The organism is Pseudoduganella umbonata, from assembly GCF_014192225.1.
Classification (GTDB): domain Bacteria; phylum Pseudomonadota; class Gammaproteobacteria; order Burkholderiales; family Burkholderiaceae_D; genus Rugamonas; species Rugamonas umbonata.
Window position 1 is genome coordinate 246,488 of record NZ_JACHXS010000007.1, and the last position, 21,391, is coordinate 267,878.

The following is a 21,391-nucleotide window of genomic DNA, read 5'->3' on the forward strand; positions in this document are numbered from 1 at the left end:
CGGGTTAATCCGGTAGCCGCGCCGTGATCGCCAGCGCCTCGTCGACATTGTCGATCAGCAGCTCGACGAAGCGGGGATCGAGGTGCTTGCCGGCAACTTCGCGCAGGTAATCGATCACCTTGTCGACCGGCCAGGCATCCTTGTAGACACGCTTGTGCATCAGCGCGTCGAACACGTCGGCCACGGCCACGATGCGGGCGTACAGGTGGATGTCTTCGCCTTTCAGCCCCTGCGGATAGCCGCTGCCGTCGTATTTTTCGTGGTGCTGGTGGGCGATGACGGCAGCGGCCTTCAGGATCGGGCGCTGCGAACCGTCCAGGATCGACGCGCCGACCGCCGGGTGCTGCTTCATGATTTCCCACTCTTCCGCCGTGAGCTTGCCGGGTTTCAGCAGCACCGCGTCAGGGGTGGCGATCTTGCCGATGTCGTGCATCGGCGCGGCGTGCTTCAGCACCGCCGTTTCGTCGTCCGGCATGCCGGACGCCTTCGCCAGCAGGTGGCACACCTCGGACATGCGGCGCACGTGGTTGCCCGCCTCGTTCGAGCGCGATTCGACGACGTCGCCAAGGCGCATGATCAGTTCGGCCTGGGTGTCGGTGATTTCCTGGTTCAGCAGGATATTGTCGAAGGCGATCGCCACGTCGCTGCAGAAGATCTCCAGCAGCTTGGTGTCGATCTCGGAAATCTCGTCGACCCCTTTCAGCACCAGCAGCGAAGCCTTGCCGCTCTGGTTCGGGAAGTAGCCGACATACGTGTCGCCCTCCAGCTTCGAGATGCGGTTGCGCTCGGCTGCCTGCAGCTGGGCGATCAGCTCCGGTGTCAGCAGCGTCTCCTCGCCGATCTGCGCCAGCACCTCGAAATCGCCTTCGCCGGCGATCGCGGTGGCGCCGCGCAGGCGCAGCAGCATGCTGTGCTCCAGCCGCAACAGGGCGACCACCTGCTGCAGCAGGCCACTGGCGAAGTCCCTCAGGTTGCGCTGCTTGAAGATATGCGTGGAGGCGGCAATCACCCGCTCCAGCCCTTCGCGGTAGTGCATCTGCTGCTGGCGCGCTTCCTCGACCTTCATGATGTCGCGGTAGGCGCGCAGCGCGGCAAAGGTGGTGGTGAACAGCTTGGTCCGGTCCAGCTCCGTCTTTTCCTTGTAGTCGTTGATGTCGTAGTCGACGATCACGCGTTCCTCGGGCGCCTGGCCTGGCTGGCCGGTGCGCAGCACGATGCGGGTGAACTGGTTGTCCAGGTCCTGGCGCATCCAGCGCGCCACTTCCAGCCCGCTGTCCTCGCGTTCCATCACCACGTCCAGGAACACCAGCGCGATGTCGCTCGCGCGCGCGAGCACTTGCTTGGCTTCCTCGCCGCTGTAGGCATGCACGAAAGACAGGCTGCGGCCATCGAGCCGGAAGCGCGCCAGCGTCAGTTTCGTGATGTCGTGGATGTCGGGCTCGTCGTCGACCAGCAGGACTTTCCAGGGTGGCAGCTTGGGCGATGCGGATGACAGAAAGGACATGACGGTTCGCTTTTTGAGGACGGAAGACCGTGCATTTTCGGGTCACGGGCCAGGCCATTCTATGCGCCACTTTGATTATTGACAACAGGAAATAATCTTTGCGCTACGGCTTTACAACACCGGACCATACCGTTTCTGGCAGCGCTCGCACCAGAAGGTGCGGCGTCTGGTCTTGCCGAGGTGCGCCTTGTGCAATGCAATATTGCAGCGCGGGCAAATGCGCTTGGTATGCGCGAGCCAGTGCTGCTTCAGGACGAATGCCTTTTTCCATTCGAGGAATTCGAAGCTGTATTGCCGGGCCTGCTTGACGAGTTCGCGCAGCTTCGTGGCCGGCAATGCCCCTACCGTGGAAGCCGGATGGATTTTCAGGCGGAACAGCACCTCGTTCTTGATGATGTTGCCGACGCCCGAGAATATTGTCTGGTCGAGCAGCGCATCGCACACGAGCGTATCCGGCATCGCCCGCAGTTTTTTCAGCGCGGCGGCCGGCTTCCATGCATCGGCCATGACGTCGGCGTGCCATTCGTAAGCCTGGTCGAGGTCGCCTTCGATCAACTGTATCGCGCAGGTATAGAAATTGAGTTCACCACCTTCCTCGAACGCCAGGCCCAGGCGCTCCGGACTGTTTTCCTTGCGCTCGTCGATCCGGTAGCTGCCGAACATCAGGAAGTGGATGCGGAGCGTGAACAACGGCAGTTCGATCAGGAAATGCTTGCCCCAGGTGCGCAGCGACAGGATCGGCTGGCCGGGCAGCTCATCGTAGGGCACCACCTTGCTGTTGCCATGCGCCGCCGCGATCGTGCGGCCCGCGAACGGCTGTGCCAGCTCTTTCAGGATGACGAGGGAAGGACCTTCGGGCATGCCGTGCTCCGTTTGAACCAAAGAGCAAAGTCTGGCCTCGCGGCCGGGAACCGGCAGTTAGCGCGCGCACAAACGGGCGACAAATCCGTTAAAAGACAAACCGGGACCAAACCGGTGGCGAAGCAGGGGGCAGGAAGTATTGCTCCTCGTCTGCGGAGCGGTGGGTGGCCTGCAGGCCGTCGCTCATCTCAGGCTCCGTTTATTCTGGAAATATTTCAAAAGAACCGGTGTCTGTCACCGGTTTTCTGGAAATGTTTCAAAAGAACCGGTGTCTGTCACCGGTTTTCGGGCAACAAAAAAAAGCCGCACGCGGCAAGCCGGGTGCGGCGAAGGATTGCGCCGAGAGCACGACGCATCAGGACTCCGTTTGCGGGCTTGCCGCCCGCGGGCCTCCATCGGGAGACATTTCCGGACGATCGCCGTGCGGATACGATGCGAGCATGGTAGTTGCGATCTGTTACAACATCGTGACAGCCGAAACGATACTCCCGCACGATCGGCGTATATTTAAAGGCTGATCACAGGACTATCGAGGAAAGGAACCATCATGCGACTGCAAGCACGCTCCTGGCTGGCCGCGGCGCTGCTGGCGGCAGCAGGCACCGCCAGCGCCGGCATCACGGTCGATTATGTCAAGCCGGATGAATTCATGGACATGCCCCGCTCGCAGCAGGACCGCGAGCGGGTGCTGAAGGAAGTGACACGGCATTTCAACGACCTGGCCAAGGATCTGCCGGCCGGACAAGAGTTGAAGGTCACCGTGACCGACATCGACCTGGCCGGGCGCGAAGAGCCGCGCCGCTGGGCGATTGACGATATACGCATCATGCGCGGCGGCGCCGACTGGCCGACGATGAAGCTCAGCTATACGCTGGAGCAGGGCGGACAGGTCCTGCGCAGCGGCGAGGAAACGCTGAAGAACATGATGTACCAGCAGCGCATCAACCGGTATTCTTCGGGCGACCCGCTGCGCTATGAGAAGCAGATGATCGAGGACTGGTTCCAGAAGGCCATCCTGGGCAGCCAGGTGAGCCAAAAGTAAGCGGCGAGGGAGGGCGGCCGGCAGCGGCCGCCTGTTCACCCGTCTTTACCAGCTTCTTCACCAGCGTCTTCTCCAGCTTCTTTACCAAAGGCCCGTCAATCGACCCAGTTCACCCGCGGGAATTTCGCCCTGAAGTCGTCCGGCATCGGTACCACTTCCTTCAGCCGGTAATTGAAGAACACAAAGCCGTATTTCGCCATCGCCACCAGCGCGCCGTCGGCCGGGCGGGTAATGCGGAAGATGATGTCGCCGCCATACTTGTTGAAGTCCATCACGCCCACTTCGAATACCAGCAGGTCGCGCGCATGGGCTTCGGCGCGGTAGGTGGTGGCCAGGTCGGTCACGATGATGCCGCTGCCGTCGCTCTCCGTTTCGCGCACGCCGTATTCGTACAGGAACCGCGCCCGTGCCTCGGAAATCATCGAGATCATCGAGTCGTTGGAGAGATGATTGCCGTGATTGATGTCGGTGACGCGCACCGACATCTGTGTCGAATAAACGAACTGGTCGTCGGGGAATGCAAGCTTGAGTCTGGCCATGGCGGAAGGAGCGCCCGCGCGGGCGCCCGGGATTAAAAATCCATTGTAGCGCGGGCGCCGCCCTTACTGGTTCTCGGCGAGGAACAGCAGCGTATGCCCGTGCGCCTCGACAGCCGAGCGCTGGTGGTAGCTGCCGCGGTGCGAGCAGTTGAAGCCATGCTCGGCGTCGGGATAGACGTGGATTTCCACGTTGTCGCGGTCGCCGAAGCGTTCGGCGATGCTTTTCACGGCATCGTTGGGAATATGGCTGTCCTTGCCGCCGAAATGCATCAGCAGCGGTACCGTCACGTCGTCCGCCTTGTCCAGCTGGTTCTGGATGCCGCCGCCGTAGTAGGCCACGGCCGCGTCGACATTGCCGGCCGCCGCCGCCAGGTAGGACAGCAGGCCGCCGAAGCAGTAGCCGATCGATGCGACGTTCTGCACGCCGTCGAGGCCGCGCAGCGCGCGGATGGTGGCGGCCACGTCGGCCACCGCCTTCTGCGTGTCCGTGGCGCCCTTCAATGCCACGGCTTTCTTCCAGTCCGCTTCGTCGTAGGCGAGTTCGATATGGGCGCCCTGGCGCCAGAACAGGTCCGGCGCCAGCACCACGTAGCCGTCCGCCGCATACTGCTCGGCCACGCTGCGGATGTGCGCGTTGACGCCGAAAATTTCCTGGATCAGCACGATGCCGGGACCCTTGCCGCCACGCGGCAATGCCTGGTAAGCCTGGAATGTGCCGTCATCGCCCTGTATGTCGATCCATCTGGTATCGCTGTCCAATCTATCCTCCTGTGTGATGTCAGCTGCTTATTTGATGTCAGCTGCGTAATATTGACCGATTAGTATAAGCCGGCAACATATTGCACGTCGCGCCACAGCCGGGCGGGGATGTGGCTCCAACCGTGCTACCCTGATGCTCCGTCCAACCTGATTTGCAAGGTGGCCCGAATTCGTGACAGGACTGTTCTTGTACGGGCCAGGAATGCACGGCAACATGCGCCAGCGCTGCTGGCGTTGCTGTGTGGACTCGGCCTGACGGCCCTGCTCTTCGCCGGCATCAGCCGCCTGGAGCAGGACCGCATCGTGCTCACGTTCACGCAACGCGCGCATGTGAGGGTGTTCGCCCTCTCCGAAGGCATCAACAATGTGATCGACACGCTGCGCAGCGTCAACAACCTGTATGCGAGCCGGCCGGCCGTGTCCCGCGACGAATTCCGCCGCTTCGTCGAACCGCTGGCCGTGCGCTATCCGTTCGTTGTCGGCATCAGCTACCTGCGCTTCGTCGACGATGCCGAACGTCCCGCGTTCGAGGCGGCGCTGCGGCAGGTGCTGCCCGGCGCCCGGATCACGGAACTGCGCGGCAATACCCTGGCGACGGCCGCGCGGCGCCCCCGCTACCGGGTCATCGAATTCGTGGAACCGTTCGCCACCAATGCGGCCGCGCTGGGCCTGGATACGATGTTCTCCGGCGACGAGGCCAGCCGCCGGCACGCCTACGACAGCGGCCTGCCGACCGCCGGCCGCCTGACGACGCTGGCGCAGTTACCGAAAGCGGTGTCCGGCATGGTGGTATCGATGCCCGTGTACCGCTTCGGCGCACCATTGGGCAGCGTGGCCGCGCGGCGCGCGGCGCTGGTGGGGGAAACATCCGTCGCCATCGATCCGGGCGCGATGGTGGCGCACGTACTGCAGCCTTCCGGCTTGCCGCAACTGGTGCATGCCTCCAACCGGCGGCTGCAGCGGGTCGGATTGCATGTGTACGCCGACGAGCGCAAGTCGTCCGAAAACCTGGTTTACTACACGCCGCCGCCGGGCCTGGACCAGCCGGCCGTGCCGCCGCCGTTTTCCTGGCTGCTTCCGCGCCCGCCCGCGCCACTGACGGTCACGATCGATGTCGCCGGCCGGCCCTGGCATGTGGTGGCGGAAATGGACGACGCGGTGGGGCTGGCCGACCATCTCGCTTCGCTGTCGGCGCTGGCGCTGGGGCTGGTCATGACGCTGCTGGGCACGGCCTGGGTGCGCACGCTGGCCACGCGCAACCGCACGATCACGGATCAGGTGCAGGAGCGCACCGCCCAGCTGGCCGAGGCGAACCGTTCGCTGCTGCTGCGCGAGCGGGCGATCGAATCCTCGACCAATACGATCATGATCATGGAAGCCGGTGCCGGCAACCCGATCGTCTACGTCAACCCCGCGTTCGAGCTGCAGACCGGATATACGCGCGACGAAGTGCTGGGCAGGAGCGCGCGCGTGCTTTGCCGCGACGACCTGGGCCAGCCGGGCGTGCTGTCGATTGCCGCCGCCATCCGCGAGCAGCGCGATGGCCACGCGGTGCTGCGCAACTACCGCAAGGACGGCACGCTGTTCTGGGTAGAGACCTACGTGTCGCCGGTGCGCGACGAGCGCGGCGTGGTTACCCATTTCGTATCGCTCCATTACGACATCACGGCGATGAAGGCCTACGAGACGGAGCTGCACCACCAGTCCACGCACGACGCGCTGACCGGCCTGCCGAACCGGCAGCTGCTGCACGAGCGGCTGCACGAGGCGATCGGCCGGGCGATGCACGATGGCCACAGCCTGTGGGTGGTGTCGCTGGACCTGGACCGTTTCAAGTTCACCAACAGCCGCGTGGGCCACCGGGGCGGCGACCGCCTGCTGCAAGTAGTGGCGGACCGGCTGCAGGAAGCGCTGCGGCCGGGCAGCACGCTGGCCCGGCTGGGCGGCGACGAATTCGCACTGACGCTGCTGCCGGATCTGGGCGAACGCCAGCCCCGGCCGGAACAGGTGCAGCGGCTGCTGGCCGCACTGGCCGCGCCACTGATGCTGGACGACAAGGAGCAGTTCATCTCCGGCAGCGCCGGCGTGGCCGTGTGCCCGGACGATGGCACCGATGCCGCGGTACTGATCGAACGCGCCGACATCGCCATGTTCCGCGCCAAGGAAATGGGCGGCAACAACTTCCAGTTCTATACCAGCGCCATGCGCGAGCGGCTGGGCGAACGGGTGCAGATGGAGACGGCGATGCGCCGCGCGCTCGAACGCCGCGAGTTCGTGCTGTATTACCAGCCGCAGGTGGACATCGCCACCGGCCGCATCGTGGCGATGGAAGCGCTGGTGCGCTGGCAGCACCCGGAACTGGGCATGGTGGCGCCGGGCCGCTTCATTCCGCTGGCCGAGGAAACGGGCATGATCCTGCCACTGGGCGCGTGGGTGCTGGAGAGCGCCTGCCGGCAGCTCGTCGAATGGCAGCGCGAAGGCCGCGGCTACCTGCGGGTGGCCGTCAACGTCTCGGCGCGGCAGATGGCGGAGCACGACTTCGTGCAGAGCGTGGCGCGCGTGCTGGAAGAAACCGGGCTCGATCCGGCGACGCTGGAACTGGAGCTGACGGAAAGCGCGGTCATGAACGACGTCGAACACGCGATCGACGTGATGCGCGCACTGAAGCGCCTCGGCGTGAAGCTGGCGATCGACGATTTCGGCACCGGCTATTCCAGCCTGGCTCACCTGAAGCGCTTCGCCGTGGACGTGCTGAAGATCGACCAGGCTTTCGTGCGCGACCTGACGATCGACCCGGACGACGCGGCCATCGTCACCACGATCATCGCACTGGCGGCGAACCTGAACCTGCAGGTGATCTCGGAAGGCGTCGAAACGGTGGACCAGCTGTCGTTCCTGCGCGAGCATGGCTGCTCGCAGATGCAGGGTTATTACTTCAGCCGGCCGGTACCGGCCACCGCCATCGGCACCGTGCTGGACGAAAACGAGGCGCAGGTGGTGGCCGGCAATGGCGCACCGCTCGGTGTGGACACGTGACATGAACACCGGTGTCAGACACCATTTGCTGGAAGATTCACCCAGAAAATGGTGTCTGACACCGGTTTGCCTCGGCCGCCAACCAGTGGCTTGCTATCCGCTACTGCCCCAGCGCGCCCAGCAGCGCCTTGTGGAAGCCGGCCGGATCCTCGATCTGTGGCGCATGCCCCATGCCGGGGAACTCGATCAGTTTCGCGTTCGGGATGCGCTTCACGGTTTCCTTGCCCAGCACCTTGTAGTTGCCGATCTTCGCCTTCACTTCCGGCGGCGCGATGTCGCTGCCGATCGCGGTGGTGTCGCCGTCGCCGTTCATCAGGATGACGGGCACCTTCAGTTGCGGGAATTCGTGCACCACCGGCTGGGTGTAGATCATGTCGTAGATCAGGGCCGAGTTCCACGCCACCAGCCGCTGGCCGGAACCGGCGTTCAGGCCGGCCAGCATGTCCACCCACTTTTCATATTCGGGCTTCCAGCGGCCCATGTAGTACGTGTTCTTTTCGTAGGTACGCACGCCGTCGGCCGTCAGCTTCAGTTCGCGCTCGAACCACTGGTCCACCGTGCGGTACGGCACGCCGAGCTGCTTCCAGTCTTCCAGGCCGATTGGATTGACCATCACCAGGTGCGACACGCTTTGTGGATACATCAGCGCAAAGCGGGTGGCCAGCATGCCGCCGGTCGAATGGCCCACCAGCACCACCTTGTCGACACTGGCTTTCTTCAGCAGTTCCATCGTGTTCGCCGCCAGCTGCTGGAAGCTGTACTGGTAGTGCGGCGGCTTGGTGGAAGCGCAGAAGCCCACCTGGTCCGGCACCACCACGCGGTAGCCGGCCTGCGACAGCGCGGCGATCGTGCCTTCCCACGTGGCGCCGCAGAAGTTCTTGCCATGCATGAGCACCGCCGTGCGGCCATTGGTCTTGCCGGCGGGTTTCACGTCCATGTAGGCCATCTGCATGGTCTGGCCCTGCGAATTGAAGCGGAAGTGCTGCACCGGATACGGGTAGCGGAAGCCCTGCAGTTCAGGCCCGTAGGCAGCGCCGGCGGCGCCCGCGGCGCCGGAGGCGATGCTGGCGCCGAGCGCCAGCGCGAGGAGGATCGAAGTCGACAGTTTGGACATGCGTGATTCCTGCAAAAAAAATCAGCGAAATAAAGATTGGTCGGTGCGAGGGGGCCTGGCCGCTGCGTTCGGCAGGGGCCGGCAACCGGCCAATATAGCGGAAAAACGGCTGAGCTGACGCCGGCTGCCGCCTGTCGTGAGACGCCCGCCGCGCGGACAGGGTAAACTACGCCCTTTCCTGTCGCATTGGGCGATTCGAACAATAACTTATCGCGAGTGCCGCAATGACTGCTACACCCCTTCTGTTTTCCGACCTGAACCTGTCCGCTCCGCTGCTGAAAGTCTTGAGCGAAGTAGGCTATGAGGCGCCTTCGCCGATCCAGGCGCAGACGATTCCCCACCTGATGGAGAACCGCGACGTGCTGGGCACGGCGCAAACCGGCACCGGCAAGACCGCCGCCTTCGCGCTGCCGATCCTGTCGCGGCTGGACATCCGCCAGAACACGCCGCAGGCACTGGTGCTGGCACCCACGCGCGAACTGGCGATCCAGGTTGCCGAAGCGTTCCAGCGCTATGCCGCGCATATCCCGAACTTCCACGTGCTGCCGATCTATGGCGGGCAAAGCTACGGCCCGCAGCTGTCCGCGCTGCGCCGCGGCGTGCACGTCGTCGTCGGCACGCCGGGACGCGTGATCGATCACCTGGACAAGGGCTCGCTCGACCTGTCGAAGCTGAAAACGCTGGTGCTCGACGAGGCCGACGAGATGCTGCGCATGGGCTTTATCGACGATGTCGAGCGCATCCTGAAGGAAACGCCGGGGTCGCGCCAGACCGCGCTGTTCTCGGCCACGATGCCGTCGCCGATCCGCCGCATCGCCAACACCTACCTGCGCGAACCGGCCGAAATCACGGTGGCGGCGAAGACCACCACCTCCGAGAACATCACCCAGCGCTACTGGCTCGTCTCCGGCATGCACAAGCTCGATGCGCTGACCCGCATCCTGGAAGCGGAGCCGTTCGACGGCATGATCATCTTCAACCGCACCAAGCTGGGCACCGAGGAACTGGCCGAGCGCCTGTGCGCCCGCGGCTTCTCGGCGGCCGCGATCAACGGCGACATGCAGCAGGCCGCGCGCGAACGCACCATCGGCATGCTCAAGGAAGGCAAGATCGACATCCTGGTGGCGACCGACGTGGCCGCGCGCGGGCTGGACGTGGAACGCATCAGCCATGTCGTCAACTACGACGTGCCGTACGATGCCGAAAGCTACACGCACCGCATCGGCCGCACCGGCCGTGCCGGCCGCACCGGCGACGCGATCCTGTTCATCACGCCGCGTGAACGCACGCTGCTGAAGACGATCGAGCGCGCCACGCGCCAGCCGATCAAGCCGATGGAGCTGCCGACCCTGCAGGCCGTGAACGACGTGCGCATCGCCAAGTTCAAGGACCAGATCACGGAAACGCTGGCCGCCGGCGGCCTGGAACAGTTCCAGGCGCTGATCGGCGATTACGAGCGCGAACACGATGTGCCGGCCACCGAAATCGCCGCCGCGCTGGCCATGATGGCGCGCGGGAATACGCCGCTGCTGCTCGACAAGAAGGCCGAGAAGGGCTGGCACGAGGATGGCCGCCCGGCCGCCCCGCAGCGCGAGGAGCGCAGCCCGCGTGGTGATCGCGGCGACCGCGGCGACCGCTTCGAGCGGCCAGAGCGCGCCGAGCGCGCGGAGCGCCCGGCTTATCCGAAAAAGGAACGCATCGCCCGCGAACCGGAACCCGGCATGGCCACGTACCGGATCGAAGTGGGTTACGAGGATGGCGTCAAGCCGGGCAACATCGTGGGCGCGATCGCCAACGAGGGTGGCGTCGACTCGAAGTTCATCGGCCGCATCGAGATCTTCGAGGATTACACGGTGCTCGACATGCCGGCCGACCTGCCGGCCGACGTGCTCGATACGCTGACCCAGGTACGGGTCGCGGGCCGGCCGATGCGCATCCGCCGCGATGGCGAACCTGCTGCGGCACCGGCCCAGGCTGCCGCCCCGGCAGCGAAACCCGCGCCAAAAGCGAAAGTGGAGCGCGAGGAGCGTCCGGTCGCATCGAAAGCCCCGCGCGAGGAACGGCCAGCCGCACCGAAAGGCCTCGATGCCGTGGTGGCCGACGCGGTTACCGAGGAAGAAGCGCCGAAGAAAAAGAAGCGCGAGCGGGCGCAGGATGGCCTGGCCATGCGTGCCTACCGGATCGAAGTGGGCAGCATGCACGAAGCCACGCCGTCGAACATCGTCGGCGCGATCGCCAATGAAAGCGGCCTGGAAGCGCGTTACATCGGCCGCATCGAGATCTTCGAGGACCACACCGTGCTGGAAATGCCGGACGGGATGCCGGACGAGATCTTCAAGCACCTCGGCAAGGTGTGGGTTGGCGGCCAGCAGCTGAAGATCAGCAAGGCCGATGCGATGCCGCCGCTGTCCGGCAAGCATACGCCGCCGAAGAAGCCGGCCGCCAAGCCCAAGGCGAAACGCTGAACCTCCCCCGCGGCGCGGCCGGTGCACGGCCGCGGTGCCATTCTTGCACCACAATAATGCCGGCCGTGGCCCGTTGTGCGCCGCGGCCGGCATTTCAGCCCTGAAATGCCGCGCGATGCCCTTGGCAAGGGGCTGGCCCGGTAATTGCATATACATCCGTATTTACTTCTCATCAGCGAGGAGGGCGGATGTTGCTGCACACCTTACTCCGAAACGATCTACTTCAATACGTCGCGCCGCGGCGGCGCACGATGCGCGTGCTGTGGATCGATCCCGCGCGCACGATGGCCTGGCTGTTCGACATGGATGGCAAGGGCTGCGACGTTGAACCGGCGCGGCTGGCCGACCTGGAAGCCGACTTGGCCTCGGGCCGCGCCCGGCGCCTGGCCGACGACCCGTGGCTCGTCGTGGCCGACCAGGAAACGATCAAGCCAAGCCATGTCGCTTTGCGCGAACGGGCCTGGGCAATCGTGGCGGAGCTGACCGGCGACGAGCCGGGCATCTACGAATCGCGCCGGCGCGGCCAGATGATCGCCGACTACACGGCGCGCCATGGCGTATCGCATCCGACGATCTACCGTTACCTGCGCCGCTACTGGCAGCGCGGGCAGACGCCGAACGCGCTGCTGCCCGATTACTCGAACAGCGGCGCGCGGGGCAAGACGCGTTCTTCCACCGCCGGCATCAAGCGCGGCCGGCCGCGCCGTGAAGGTGCGCCTCCCGGCATCAATGTCGACGAGCCGATGCGCCGCGTGTTCCGCGTCGCCGCGGCCACCTACACGGGCATGCGGTTTTCCCGGCGCGGCGCCTACGAGGCGATGCTGCGCGAGTTCTTCTGCGAGCGCCGCGTGGTACCGGAGACGCTGCAGGTGGTGCGATCGTCTGGCAGCGACGCGGTACCCAGCTTCGGGCAGTTCAGCTACTGGCTCGACCAGGGGCGCATCCTGCGTCCCGCACCGCGCCCGCTGCCGCTGGCGCCGCATGCGTCGGTCGAGGCAGAGGGGCGCCCGGGCGCCGCATTCCAGGTTGCCGCCGTACGGGCCGACCTGCTGCTGCTGGGCGGCGGCGAACGCCGCAGGCTGGCCGGCCGGCCCGTCATCTATCTCGTCAGCGACATGTTCTCCGGCATGGTCACCGGCTTCCACGTCAGCCTGGAAGCACCGGCATGGCGCCATGCGCTGATGGCGCTGGCCAATTGCGTGGCGGACAAGCCGCGCCAGGCCTTGCGCCACGGCCGCGTGATCGCCGCGCAGGACTGGCCCTGCCGCCACCTGCCGGAACGGCTGCTGGTGCCCGGCACGCTGGCCGGCGGCGATGGCGGCCGCGCGCTGCAGGATAACTTCGGCGTGCGCTGCGTGACCGGCATTCCGACCGAGGTGCCGGCACGGGCCGCGCTGGAGCGTCGCTTCGGGCTGCTGCGCGCGGAAGCACCGGCCATCGCGCCGGCAGTGCCACCCGAACTGGGATCGCTGGATGGCGCGCTCGACATCCACCAGTTCCGCCGTCTCGTGATCGACGCCATCCTCGAACACAACCTGCAGGGCGCCGAGAACGGCAAGGGCAACGGCCCGGCTCCGCTGCAGCTGTGGGACTGGGGCATGCGCGAGCGCGGCGCCGCACTGAAGCAATACGCGGAAGACCTGGTGCACTGCGCGCTGCTGCCGCTGCACGACGCGCTGGTGACAGAGGAGGGCATCAGCCTGAATGGCCAGTTGTACACCTGCGCCAAGGCGGTGGAAGAACGCTGGTTCGAGCGGGCCCGCCAGCGTGGCCGCTGGGTCGTGCGCGTGGCACACGACATGCACGGCGAGTCGATGAGCGACGGCGTCTATCTGCCCGATCCGGCCGCCCCGATGCGTTTCCATGCGTGCCAGCCGATACCCCGCGGTACCTCCGCGGCCCAGCCGTTCACCCGTCCGGAAACCCCGGTCCGCCGCACGCCGGCCTCCGCACAGCAGCCCAGCTTCGAGCGCATCGTCGCCGGATTCGTCTCCTGATTTCCTTCACCCTCGTTGTATTTTTAGCGCGCCTCCGGGCGCGCTTTTTTTTGCCGCGAACTGATCGCCGCAAATCGATCGCCGCCAATAATGCCGAGTTCCTGTACTCGTGCCTGAGCCCGTGTCCCGGTGCCAGGCACGAGGACACGAGCTCAACCGCTGTTCCTCGTGCTTGAGCCCGTGTCCCGGTGCCAGGCACGAGGACACGAGCTCAACCGCTGTTCCTCGTGCTTGAGCCCGTGTCCCGGTGCCAGGCACGAGGACACGAGCTCAACCGCTGTTCCTCGTGCTTGAGCTCGTGTCCCGGTGCCAGGCACGGAGACACGAGCTCAACCGCTGTTCCTCGTGCTTGAGCCCGTGTCCCGGTGCCAGGCACGAGGACACGGGCTCAGCAGTGCCATCGTGCCGCCCGGCAGTGATTTTTCGTGCGTCGCACTGGTGCAGTGCGCAATGCCGCAGCAACTTTGATGCCGCGCCGTCCGTCAAACAATGTATGACGCTGGCGGGGCCGCCATTGCAGGGCGCCGGCGGTGCGCGAGCTCCGGTGGTCGCCAGGCCCGAAACCACTTCATTCGCATCGTCAAAAAGAGTGCTTACCAAACGGGCAATGGCACACCGATTGCTAGATACCCATGTGCAAGCTTGTTCACCAACAAAAAGGGGCAGCAATGAAGAAAGGGTTGATGAAAGTGGTGACGCAAGGCGCAGTAACGCGGCGCGATTTCCTGTACCGTGCCGCCGCGGTGGGCGGTACCGGCCTGCTGCTGAATGCGATGAATGCATGGGGCATGGGGATCGCCTCGACGATGTCCGGCCCGCCGGCGCTGACCGGCAGCGGCAAGGGCAAGTCGGTGGTGATCCTCGGCGCCGGCCTGGCCGGCATGACGGCCGCGTACGAAATGGCAAAGCTGGGCTACCGGGTGCAGGTGCTGGAAGCGCGCGGCTTCGCCGGCGGCCGCTGCCAGACGGCGCGCAACGGCTTCGAGCTGACGGAGCTGGGCGGCGAGACGCAGCGCTGCGCATTCGAGAAGGGCGAGTACATCAACCACGGCCCATGGCGCATCCCACTGCACCACCAGTCCACGCTGCACTACACGCGCCTGTTCGAGGTGCCGCTGGAAGTGATGGTCAACGATAACGATCACTCCTTCGTCTACCTGGAAAACGGCGGCCCGCTGTCGAAGCAGCGCCTGCGCCCGGCGCAGATCAAGGCCGACATGCGCGGCCACGTGGCCGAGCTGCTGGCCAAGTCGGTGAAGGACCACCAGCTCGACAAGGCGCTCTCCAATGACGACCAGCGCGCGCTGCTCGACTACCTGAAGCACGAAGGCCACCTGGCGGCGGGCGACCTCAGTTACAAGGGCCGCAGCGGCCGCGGCTTCGCCGTCAATCCCGGCGCCGGCGTGAGCCCCGGACCGGGCGCGTTCTCCGATCCGCTGGCCTTCCACGACCTGCTCGCATCCGGCGTCGGCAAGATCTACAGCGCGGTGCAGGATTACCCGATGCAGAACACGATGTTCCAGCCGGTGGGCGGCATGGATGCGATCGCGAAGGCGTTTGAAAAACGCGTCGGTCGCCATATCCGCTACAACGCCGAAGTGCAGAAGATCAGCCACGGCGAGAACAGCGTGACGGTGGCCTTCAAGGACACCAAGAGCGGCAAGCAGAGTGCCGTCACGGCCGACTTCTGCCTGTGCACGATGCCGCTGTCCACGCTGCGCATGGTCGACACCGATTTCTCGGACGGGTTCAAGGCCGCCATCAAGTCGGTGGCCTATGCGCCCGTCGGCAAGATCGGCCTGCAAATGAAGCGCCGCTTCTGGGAAGAGGATGACCACATCTACGGCGGCCACGTGCTGACCGACATGAAGGGCATCAACACCATCTCGCTGCCGTCGACCAGCTGGCAAAAGAAGAAGGGCGTGGTGCTGGGCTACTACAACTACCAGACCGCGGCGATCGAAGTCAGCGGGCTGACTCCCGCCGAGCGGGCCGAGTTCGCGCTGGCCGCCGGCGAAAAGATCTTCCCGGCCTACCGCGATGCGTTCGACAACGCGTTCTCGGTGGCCTGGCACCGCGTGCAGTACAACCTGGGCGGCTGGGCCGAGTGGAACGACGACAGCCGCAAGAACGCCTACCCGGCGCTGCTGGAAGGCGAGGGGCGCGTGCTGCTGGCGGGCGAACACCTGTCGTACCTGACGGGCTGGCAGGCCGGCGCGATCGAATCGGCGTGGCAGCAGATGGCGCGCATCCATGAAAGGGCGATGGCATGAACCACAACGCCGCATTTTCCTCGCTCCTGGCGCTGGTCGGCTTCACGGCCGCAGCACCGATGCACGCCAGCGCCGCCGACGGCAAGACCGTCTACCAGAAGAATTGCGCGGCCTGCCACATGGCCACCGGCCAGGGCATTCCCGGCGCGTTTCCCGCACTGGCCGGCAACGCGTTCGTGCAGGGACCGGCAAAGGATCCCGCCACCGTGCTGCTGAAGGGCCGCGGCGGCATGCCGGACTTTTCACAGAACCTGACCGACGGCGACATCGCCGCCGTACTGACTTACGCGCGCTCCAGCTGGGGCAACCAGGCACCTGGCGTTCCCGAAGGGGATGTCGCGGCGCTGCGCACCGAAATTTCGGCCGGGGTTGTCTCGGCCGGCCAGATGTCCAACAAACACTGAAAGAGAGGCTTCATGAAACACCATATCGCCGCCACCCTGTTGATGGCCGCCGCCGTCGTTACCGCTTCGGCCACGGCGCAGGACATCGTCCGCCACAAGATTCCCGGCTCGGATTTCCCGATCGCGCAGGCGGTCACGATCCCGCCGAATGCCACGATCCACTTCATCAGTGGCCAGGTGCCGCCGATGATCGACAAGGCCGCCAACCCCGACACGATCGCCGCCTATGGCGACACGAAGACGCAGACCGTGGGCGTGCTGAAGAAGATCGAGGAAATCCTGAAGGGCATGAACCTGACGATGGGCGACGTCGTGAAGATGCAGGTGTTCCTGGTGGGCGACCCGTCGAAGGGCGGCCGCGGCGACGTGAAGGGCTTCATGGAAGGCTACACGCAGTTCTTCGGTGGCCCGCAGCCGAACCTGCCGGCCCGCGCGGTCATGACGGTGGCCGGGCTCAATTCCGCCGGCTGGCTGGTCGAGATCGAAGTGGTCGCCGCCAAAAAATAATCCGGATTTCCAATCCAGCGCTGTAAGGGCCGAAAAGGTCCGGGGAAGCCGCCGGCGTCCGTGCCGGCGGGAGGGACCCTTTTCGCCCGCTTTTTTGCTGCACCCGTTTTTCCATATTCACGACAAGAAAAGGAATCACCATGCACAAGGCCATCATCACCACGGGCGCCGCCGCCATGCTGCTGCACACCGGATTATCGCTTGGCGCCGAACCGGTTGGCGCACCGGAGCCCGAACCCCAAGCGGAAAACATGGCGGGTGCCGCCGGCGCACCGGTATCGGTGGGCGCCGTGATCGTTACCGGCACCCGTGCCAGCGGCCTGAAAGCGGAAAACAGCGCATCGCCGATCCAGGTGCTGGATGCGGGCTCGCTGCAGCGCACCGGCCAGCCGGACCTGATCCAGGCGATCGCACAGAACATCCCGTCGTTCACCGCGCAGGCCTTCGGCGGCGACACGGCGAACCTCACGCTGTCGGCCCGGCTGCGCGGCCTGTCGCCGAACAACACGCTGGTACTGATCAACGGCAAGCGCCGGCACGGCACCGCCAACCTGGCCGTGCTGGGCGGCCCGTACCAGGGTGGCGCGGCAGCTGACCTGAACTACATTCCCGTGGCCGCGATCGACCACATCGAAGTGCTGCAGGATGGCGCCGCGGCGCAGTACGGCACCGACGCCATCGCCGGCGTGGTCAATATCATCCTGAAGTCGAACAACCGCGGCCTGTCGGGCAACGTCAACGGCGGCGCCTATGTCGATGGCGGCGGCCATACGGGCGACGGCACGGCCAACATCGGCTTCGCGCCGAACGAGAAGTCGTTCATCAGCATTACCGGCGAATCGCGCTACCACGGCTACAGCGACCGCGGCAACATCGACCCGCGCGTAACGGCCCCGCAGAACCTGGCCAGCATGCCCCTGCTGCAGGCCCCCGGCTATCCGCACCTGAACAAGATCGCCGGCGACGCGCAGTACCACCTGAACACGCTGGCGGTGAATGCGGGCTACGACATCGACGACGACACGTCGCTGTATGCGTTCGCCACCTGGGGCAAGAAGGAGGCGCGGGCATACGAAAACTACCGGATGCCGAACCGGCTGCCGGAAGTCTATCCGCTCGGCTTCAGCCCGAAGGAAACGATGAAGGAAATCGACTATGCGCTCACGGCCGGCGCGCGCGGCAAGTTCGGCGCGGCATGGAACTGGGAACTGTCGACCACCTATGGCCGCGACAAGGCGGAGATCGGCGTGATCGATTCGGCCAACGTGTCGCTGTACCGCGATACCGGCTTCACGCCCACCGTATTCCATGCCGGTACCTTCATCGCCAGCCAGTGGACCAACAACTTCGACGTCTCCCGCGAGATCGAGATGGGCTGGGCGAAACCGTCGACGTTCGCGATGGGCCTGGAGCACCGGGTGGACGAATACGAGATCCAGGCCGGCGACGAGTTCTCGCGCTACAAGGAAGGCTCGCAGTCGTATCCCGGCTTCTCGCTGACGGACGCCGGCAAGCATGACCGCAACAACAAGGCGATCTACGGGAACTTCATCATGTTCCCGATTCCCGGCCTGACGGTCGACCTGGCGGCGCGCTACGAGCACTTCAGCGATTTTGGCAACGCCAAGGTGGGCAAGCTGACCAGCCGCTACGACTTCACGCCGACGTTCGCGCTGCGCGGTACGTACTCGAACGGCTTCCGCGCTCCAACGCTGGCCGAGTCGTACTATTCCGCCACCAACGTGGGCCCGACCAGCGCATTCGTGCAGCTGGCGCCGAACTCGGCGGGCGCCGCCCTGGTCGGCATCGACGGCCTGAAACCGGAAGCGTCCACCAACATCTCGGCCGGCATCGTGCTGAACCCGGCGAACAATATGTCGATCACGATGGATGCCTACCAGATCAAGATCCGCGACCGTATCGTCGGTTCCGGTTCGGTCTATGGATCGGGCGGCGCAGTGAACTCGCCGGCCGTGGTGGCGGCGATCCTCGCGAACGGCAACATCCTCGATCCGACGGTCAGCGAAACGGGCATCAACATCTTCACCAACGCCGTCAACACCCGTTCGCGCGGCCTGGAACTGGTGGCCACGCTGAACAGCAACTACGGCCAGTATGGCCGCGTGGACTGGTCGCTGGCGGCCAACTGGAACCAGGTGCGTGTCACCAAGATCAACCAGGCGCCGGCGCAGCTGCAACCGCAAACGCTGCTGGACCGCACGGCGATCTCGAACCTGGAAACCGCGTCGCCGAAAACCCGCGTCAACATCGGTGCACTGTGGCGCTCGGGCGACTGGACCGTCAACCTGCGTGAAGCGATCTACGGCAAGTCCCATACGTGGGAATCGCCGAACGGCGGCACGTACTACAAGAACGAGATCGGCACCAAGGCGATCACGGATCTCGAAGTCAGCTACAAGCTGAATCCGAACTGGACGCTGTCGGCCGGTGCCAACAACCTGTTCAACGAATATCCGGACGAAGTGAATGCCGAGCTGATGGCCGTGTACCGTGCGAACCTGGACAACGCCGGCGTGACGAAGTACCCGTCGTTCTCGCCGTTCGGCATCAACGGCGGCTACTACTACGCGCGCGCCAGCTTCAAGTTCTAAGACTGTTTCAAGTTCCAGGACGGGCGTGTCACGGCGGGGCAGGGCGCTATACTGCGCACTGCCCCGTTTTTCATTGGCCACCCATGACCGCTCCGATGACCTTGCAGGACTACCTCGCGCTGGCCGGCCCGGCGCCGGACCTGCGCATTGCCTACGGCGATGCGCCTTCCCAGTTCGTGGAACTGTTCCTGCCTCCCGGCGAAGGTCCTTTTCCCGTGGCTGTGCTGATCCATGGCGGCTGCTGGACCGTGCAGTACGGCGGCATCGCGCAGATGGGCAGCATGGCCGGCGCGCTGGCCGCGCAGGGCATCGCCGTCTGGAACATCGAATACCGCCGGCATGACGAGGAAGGCGGCGGTTATCCCGGCACGTATCGCGACGTGGCCGCCGCCGTCGACCTGTTGCGGAGCGAACCGAGGGTCGACCTGCAACGCATCGTCATCGTCGGCCATTCGGCCGGCGGACACCTGGCGCAATGGGCCGCGTCGCGCCACAGGCTGCCGCGCTGGAGCCCGGCCTGGACAGACGATCCGCTGCCCATCCCGTCCGTGATCAGCCTCGGTGGACTGGCGGACCTGCGCAACCAGGCAGCGCTGATCCGCTCCAGCTGCGAGCGCGAGACCGCACAGCTGGCCGGTGTGCCGAGCGCCGCGCGGCCCGACGTGTTCGCGGACACGTCTCCGGCCGAGATGCTGCCGGCCGGGATCCGCACGGTCCTCATCCACGGCGAACGCGATACCGTGTCGCCGCCGTCCGTCGGCGAGGCGTATGCGCACCGCGCCCGCGCTGCCGGCGACGCGGCCGAGACCATCGTTCTACCGGGCACCGGCCACTACGACGAGGTGGCGGCCTGCTCCCCCTGCTGGCCGCTCGTCGAGGGCCAGATCCGGATCGCGCTGGGGCTGGGCTGAGACCTACGGCGCAATGCCGAACAGCTCGATCCGCAAGCCCTTCATGCCGCTCGGCGCATAGATCGCGATCGTCTGCGCCTTCAGCATGTTTTCATACAGGTTGCCTTTCGCTGTCAGCGAGAAGTAATACGTGTTCGGCCGCACCGGCACTTCGCCGGGCACCTGCGCCATGTGCACCAGCTCCACCCCCGGCAGCGACACGCTGATCATGCGCTCGACATCGTCCGGCGAGCCGATCTTGAAGCGCAGCGGCACGGCCGCCACCAGTTCCAGCGCCGGCATGTCGGCACTGACGGCGAGGCACAACTCGGTCCGGCGTTCCACGCGCGCCGGATCGAGCACGCCTTGGTGGATCGTGGTCCTGGCGGGATCGCACACCAGCGGCACGGTGAAGTAGCGCGACGAGATCACCGTGTCGATCAGGTCCCGGATCATCTGGTCTAGCCTGTAGAAGCCGGGGCCCGGATCGTCATGCTGGTACGGCGGCAGATCGGCCAGCGCGTACTTCGGCGAGAACGTCATCAGGCCGCCGGCCAGCGCGGTGAGCTTGTCGAACACGTATTCCGGATGATGCTGGCGATAGCGCGCGCAATGGGTCAGCGGCGCCGCCGCGGTGCAGATCACGTTCAGCATCCAGAACGACGACGCGTCGCCGGTGTGCACCTCGAAGGCCTGCCGGCCATTCATGCGATGCCGCTCGTACAGCGCCGCGATCTTGGCGTTCAGCTTGGCCAGCAGGGCATCGAGCATGGCCGGCAGGCCGGCGGCGGTGGCCAGCGTGACCGATGGCGGGATGAAGGTGGGGTCGAGTTCGAAGCCGCCGGTGGGGGAGCGCTTGATGCGGATGACGGGGAAGGAGATGTAGGACGTGCGGGTTTCCGTGTGAGGGATCAGTTTCAGGTTCTTCGTCAGGAACTCGACGTCGAGCGACAGCTCGCTGGTAAACAGGTCGGCGATTTCGACGTCCTCCCTGATGTAGCGACCGGAGGGTTCCAGGTTTCCGCCGTGTTCATTCAGCAGCGGCAGCGCTGCGTAGAACGTGAATACCTGCTCCTCGGCGTCCAGCGTCGACAGGTCGACGGCGGCCGGCGTGGAATCTGAAATCGGCGCATCGAAGATCTCGCCGTCCTGGAACAGCACCGACAGCTCGTCTGCCATCAGCGTGTTATTGCCGAGCATGTCCTGGTTCCATTTCGCCTTGCGCACGCCCCACAGGCATGGGCTGATCGTCAGGGCCAGCTGCTGCAGGCGCGTCTCGTGGTACAGGTCCACCCGCTGCATCTGCTGCGGACCGAAAGTGAGGCCTTCGCCCCACAGGACTTTCGAATGAATGCTCATGGTTCCCTTTCGCAAAGAATTGGGCCAAG

At 65.3% G+C, this 21,391-nt stretch carries 15 protein-coding genes; 9 read left to right on the top strand and 6 right to left on the bottom strand.

The genetic code is table 11. The features are described from left to right. Positions 1 to 4 precede the first annotated feature (4 nt). Both FHS02_RS19020 and FHS02_RS19025 read right to left on the bottom strand, forming a co-directional pair. Positions 5 to 1,504 carry a response regulator gene (locus tag FHS02_RS19020; RefSeq protein ID WP_137315908.1) on the bottom strand — a complete coding sequence of 500 codons (1,500 nt, stop codon included), beginning with the start codon at positions 1,502 to 1,504 and terminating at the stop codon, positions 5 to 7. 111 nt (positions 1,505 to 1,615) lie between these two features. Next, positions 1,616 to 2,365, bottom strand: a complete 750-nt coding sequence (locus FHS02_RS19025; RefSeq protein ID WP_137315909.1) for a DNA-formamidopyrimidine glycosylase family protein — start codon at positions 2,363 to 2,365, stop codon at positions 1,616 to 1,618. A 547-nt stretch (positions 2,366 to 2,912) separates the two neighbouring features. Between FHS02_RS19025 and FHS02_RS19030 the strand changes: the two genes are divergently transcribed. Then, positions 2,913 to 3,407 carry a DUF3016 domain-containing protein gene (locus FHS02_RS19030; protein ID WP_137315910.1) on the top strand — a complete coding sequence of 165 codons (495 nt, stop codon included), beginning with the start codon at positions 2,913 to 2,915 and terminating at the stop codon, positions 3,405 to 3,407. A 95-nt stretch (positions 3,408 to 3,502) separates the two neighbouring features. Here FHS02_RS19030 and FHS02_RS19035 read toward each other — a convergent pair whose 3' ends face one another. Both FHS02_RS19035 and FHS02_RS19040 read right to left on the bottom strand, forming a co-directional pair. Then, entirely contained in the window at positions 3,503 to 3,946 is a 444-nt protein-coding gene (locus FHS02_RS19035; RefSeq protein WP_137315911.1) for a thioesterase family protein, read from the bottom strand. 63 nt (positions 3,947 to 4,009) lie between these two features. Next, on the bottom strand, positions 4,010 to 4,705 hold the full coding sequence (locus FHS02_RS19040; RefSeq protein WP_137315912.1) for a dienelactone hydrolase family protein: 696 nt from the start codon (positions 4,703 to 4,705) through the stop codon (positions 4,010 to 4,012). Positions 4,706 to 4,939: 234 nt separating this feature from the next. Between FHS02_RS19040 and FHS02_RS19045 the strand changes: the two genes are divergently transcribed. Next, positions 4,940 to 7,741 (top strand): bifunctional diguanylate cyclase/phosphodiesterase, encoded by a 2,802-nt coding sequence (locus FHS02_RS19045; RefSeq protein WP_175424902.1) that lies wholly within the window; start codon positions 4,940 to 4,942, stop codon positions 7,739 to 7,741. 100 nt (positions 7,742 to 7,841) lie between these two features. Here FHS02_RS19045 and FHS02_RS19050 read toward each other — a convergent pair whose 3' ends face one another. Further along, positions 7,842 to 8,855: an alpha/beta fold hydrolase gene (locus FHS02_RS19050; RefSeq protein ID WP_137315914.1), complete on the bottom strand. Its 1,014-nt coding sequence runs from the start codon at positions 8,853 to 8,855 to the stop codon at positions 7,842 to 7,844. Positions 8,856 to 9,079: 224 nt separating this feature from the next. Between FHS02_RS19050 and FHS02_RS19055 the strand changes: the two genes are divergently transcribed. From FHS02_RS19055 to FHS02_RS19085, 7 genes are all read left to right on the top strand, one after another. Then, a complete protein-coding gene (locus FHS02_RS19055) occupies positions 9,080 to 11,320 on the top strand; it encodes a DEAD/DEAH box helicase (protein ID WP_137315915.1) in 2,241 nt (746 codons plus the stop codon). Between the two features lie 188 nt (positions 11,321 to 11,508). After that, complete coding sequence (locus FHS02_RS19060; protein ID WP_137315916.1) at positions 11,509 to 13,317, top strand: TnsB C-terminal domain-containing protein; 1,809 nt, start codon at positions 11,509 to 11,511, stop codon at positions 13,315 to 13,317. A gap of 668 nt (positions 13,318 to 13,985) precedes the next feature. After that, a complete protein-coding gene (locus FHS02_RS19065) occupies positions 13,986 to 15,590 on the top strand; it encodes a flavin monoamine oxidase family protein (protein ID WP_217496851.1) in 1,605 nt (534 codons plus the stop codon). Continuing rightward, a complete protein-coding gene (locus FHS02_RS19070; RefSeq protein ID WP_137315917.1) occupies positions 15,587 to 15,994 on the top strand; it encodes a c-type cytochrome in 408 nt (135 codons plus the stop codon). Before FHS02_RS19065 ends, FHS02_RS19070 begins: the two co-directional genes overlap by 4 nt. 12 nt (positions 15,995 to 16,006) lie before the next feature. Next, positions 16,007 to 16,501 carry a RidA family protein gene (locus FHS02_RS19075; RefSeq protein ID WP_137315918.1) on the top strand — a complete coding sequence of 165 codons (495 nt, stop codon included), beginning with the start codon at positions 16,007 to 16,009 and terminating at the stop codon, positions 16,499 to 16,501. 140 nt (positions 16,502 to 16,641) lie between these two features. Then, on the top strand, positions 16,642 to 19,113 hold the full coding sequence (locus FHS02_RS19080; RefSeq protein WP_137315919.1) for a TonB-dependent receptor plug domain-containing protein: 2,472 nt from the start codon (positions 16,642 to 16,644) through the stop codon (positions 19,111 to 19,113). An 83-nt stretch (positions 19,114 to 19,196) separates the two neighbouring features. Further along, positions 19,197 to 20,024 carry an alpha/beta hydrolase family protein gene (locus FHS02_RS19085; RefSeq protein WP_229422323.1) on the top strand — a complete coding sequence of 276 codons (828 nt, stop codon included), beginning with the start codon at positions 19,197 to 19,199 and terminating at the stop codon, positions 20,022 to 20,024. A gap of 3 nt (positions 20,025 to 20,027) precedes the next feature. On the opposite strand, the gene tssK is transcribed toward FHS02_RS19085, so the two are convergent. After that, a complete protein-coding gene (gene tssK / locus FHS02_RS19090; protein ID WP_137315920.1) occupies positions 20,028 to 21,362 on the bottom strand; it encodes a type VI secretion system baseplate subunit TssK in 1,335 nt (444 codons plus the stop codon). Positions 21,363 to 21,391 lie beyond the last annotated feature (29 nt).

Excerpts from the sequence above, each read along its gene's own strand:
- FHS02_RS19020 (WP_137315908.1), bottom strand. The coding sequence starts at position 1,504 with ATGTCCTTTCTGTCATCCGCATCGCCCAAGCTGCCACCCTGGAAAGTC.
- FHS02_RS19025 (WP_137315909.1), bottom strand. The coding sequence starts at position 2,365 with ATGCCCGAAGGTCCTTCCCTCGTCATCCTGAAAGAGCTGGCACAGCCG.
- FHS02_RS19030 (WP_137315910.1), top strand. The coding sequence starts at position 2,913 with ATGCGACTGCAAGCACGCTCCTGGCTGGCCGCGGCGCTGCTGGCGGCA.
- FHS02_RS19035 (WP_137315911.1), bottom strand. The coding sequence starts at position 3,946 with ATGGCCAGACTCAAGCTTGCATTCCCCGACGACCAGTTCGTTTATTCG.
- FHS02_RS19050 (WP_137315914.1), bottom strand. The coding sequence starts at position 8,855 with ATGTCCAAACTGTCGACTTCGATCCTCCTCGCGCTGGCGCTCGGCGCC.
- FHS02_RS19055 (WP_137315915.1), top strand. The coding sequence starts at position 9,080 with ATGACTGCTACACCCCTTCTGTTTTCCGACCTGAACCTGTCCGCTCCG.
- FHS02_RS19060 (WP_137315916.1), top strand. The coding sequence starts at position 11,509 with ATGTTGCTGCACACCTTACTCCGAAACGATCTACTTCAATACGTCGCG.
- FHS02_RS19065 (WP_217496851.1), top strand. The coding sequence starts at position 13,986 with ATGAAGAAAGGGTTGATGAAAGTGGTGACGCAAGGCGCAGTAACGCGG.
- FHS02_RS19070 (WP_137315917.1), top strand. The coding sequence starts at position 15,587 with ATGAACCACAACGCCGCATTTTCCTCGCTCCTGGCGCTGGTCGGCTTC.
- FHS02_RS19075 (WP_137315918.1), top strand. The coding sequence starts at position 16,007 with ATGAAACACCATATCGCCGCCACCCTGTTGATGGCCGCCGCCGTCGTT.
- FHS02_RS19080 (WP_137315919.1), top strand. The coding sequence starts at position 16,642 with ATGCACAAGGCCATCATCACCACGGGCGCCGCCGCCATGCTGCTGCAC.
- FHS02_RS19085 (WP_229422323.1), top strand. The coding sequence starts at position 19,197 with ATGACCGCTCCGATGACCTTGCAGGACTACCTCGCGCTGGCCGGCCCG.
- tssK (WP_137315920.1), bottom strand. The coding sequence starts at position 21,362 with ATGAGCATTCATTCGAAAGTCCTGTGGGGCGAAGGCCTCACTTTCGGT.